This is a genomic window from Eudoraea sp. (genome assembly GCF_049665975.1).
In the GTDB taxonomy this organism is placed as follows: Bacteria; Bacteroidota; Bacteroidia; order Flavobacteriales; family Flavobacteriaceae; genus Eudoraea.
Genome location: NZ_JBATGR010000202.1, coordinates 1 through 2,182, shown reverse-complemented (window position 1 = coordinate 2,182; position 2,182 = coordinate 1). Strand labels below are relative to the sequence as shown.

Sequence of the window (2,182 nt, the reverse complement as noted above, 5' to 3'; positions counted from 1 at the left end):
TTTAAAATCAGAATAAAGCCATGTATTGGACATTAGAACTAGCATCTTACTTAAGCGATGCGCCCTGGCCAGCTACTAAAGACGAATTAATAGATTATGCCATTAGAACTGGAGCTCCTTTGGAAGTAGTTGAAAATTTACAATCTATGGAGGAAGAAGGTGGTGAGATATACGAATCAATAGAAGAAATATGGCCGGATTATCCCACGGAAGAAGATTACCTCTGGAATGAGGATGAATATTAAAGAAGTTTCCTAAAACCTATTAAAAGTCTCATTTGAGGCTTTTTTTTTATGTAATTTTGACAGGTTTAAAGAAGTTTAAACAGAAATATAAAATCTGGAATACCTTTTGCTTTAAAAAGGGTATTACAATTCTATAGCATATTGCCCATTTTTAGGATTATTCAATTGCAATTTCAATTGCACTTTAAGTCCTGAAGAGTATGCTATCAAAACATGAATAATATATGAGTATTTTAAATTCAGTCATCAAGGCATTTGTAGGTGACAAAGCCAAGAAAGATGTTAAGGAACTACAACCTCTTTTAAAGGAGATCAAATCTTTTGAGGCAGCGATTGAAAGCCTGGACCACAATGCACTTAGGCTAAAAACAAAAAACTTCAAACAAACAATAAAGAAGGCATCTGAAGAACTTCAGAAGCAAATTGACATATTGAAAGAAGAAGTAAAAGCCTCTCTGGACATTGATAGAAATGAGGAAGTATATGCAGAAATTGATAAACTTGAAGACGAAGTCTACAAGATTACCGAGATCACTCTAAACAAGATTCTTCCTGAAGCCTTTGCCGTAATTAAAGAAACCGCAAAGCGATTTGTAAATAATGAGACTATTACGGTTGAAGCAACAGAATTTGACAGATTGTTGTCTGGCTCCAAAGAATACGTAAGCCTGGAAGGTGATAATGCCGTATGGAAAAACTCTTGGGATGCCGCTGGAAAAGAAGTCACCTGGGATATGGTACACTATGACGTGCAATTAATAGGTGGAATTGCTTTGCATCAGGGTAAAATTGCAGAAATGCAGACAGGTGAAGGTAAAACACTTGTTGCTACGCTGCCAATGTACCTGAATGCGTTAGCAGGAAAAGGGGCCCATTTGGTTACTGTAAATGATTATCTGGCTAAAAGAGATAGTGCGTGGATGGCACCAATATTTGAATTTCATGGGCTTTCCGTAGACTGCATAGACAAGCATCAGCCTAATTCAGAAGGGAGAAGAGCAGCTTACAATGCGGATATTACCTATGGAACCAACAACGAATTTGGATTCGATTACCTTAGAGATAACATGGCGCATACACCCGGCGACCTTGTGCAACGGCCACATCACTATGCCATTGTGGATGAGGTCGATTCCGTACTTGTAGATGATGCCCGTACTCCTTTAATCATCTCCGGACCTGTGCCGGAAGGAGATCGTCACGAATTTAATGAATTGAAGCCCAAAGTGTCCGACATTGTTCAGAAACAACGTCAGTACCTTACTGGGGTTCTGGCAGAAGCAAAAAAAGAAATCTCTGCCGGAAATACTAAAGAAGGTGGTTTTCTATTGCTTAGGGTCCACAGGGGCCTACCCAAGAATAAAGCCCTTATTAAGTTTCTGAGTGAAGAAGGCATAAAACAACTGCTTCAAAAAACTGAGAATTTTTATATGCAGGATAACAATCGGGAAATGCCTCAGGTAGATGCGGAACTGTTATTTGTTATCGATGAAAAGAACAACCAGATTGAACTTACAGATAAGGGCATAGAATATATTTCCGGAGATCATCAAAAAGACTTTTTTGTGATGCCCGATATTGGAAGTGAAATTGCAAAAATTGAAAACCAAAATCTGGAAATCGAAAAGGAGGCATCAGAAAAAGAGGCACTATTCAAGGATTTTGCAATAAAAAGCGAGCGCATCCACACTATGAGCCAGCTATTGAAGGCATATACGCTTTTCGAAAAAGATGTGGAGTATGTGGTTATTGAAAATAAGGTGATGATTGTAGACGAGCAGACCGGCCGTATTATGGACGGGCGCCGCTATTCAGACGGATTACACCAGGCCATTGAAGCGAAAGAGAATGTAAAAATCGAAGCAATGACACAGACTTTTGCTACGGTTACTCTACAGAATTATTTCAGAATGTACAAAAAGCTTTCAGGTATGACG

Annotated in this window: 2 protein-coding genes; both read left to right on the top strand. The window is 38.8% G+C overall.

The genetic code is table 11. The features are described 5' to 3' along the window. Nucleotides 1-20: 20 nt before the first annotated feature. Nucleotides 21-245, top strand: a complete 225-nt coding sequence (locus WBN20_RS07510) for a DUF2795 domain-containing protein (RefSeq protein WP_013551418.1) — start codon at nucleotides 21-23, stop codon at nucleotides 243-245. A gap of 224 nt (nucleotides 246-469) precedes the next feature. Next, nucleotides 470-2,182 (top strand): DEAD/DEAH box helicase (locus WBN20_RS07505; protein ID WP_424281243.1); only part of this gene is annotated, 1,713 nt, incomplete at its 3' end.

Bases quoted from the DNA above. Each gene is read 5' to 3' on its own strand.
- WBN20_RS07510 (WP_013551418.1), top strand. From the start codon at position 21: ATGTATTGGACATTAGAACTAGCATCTTACTTAAGCGATGCGCCCTGG.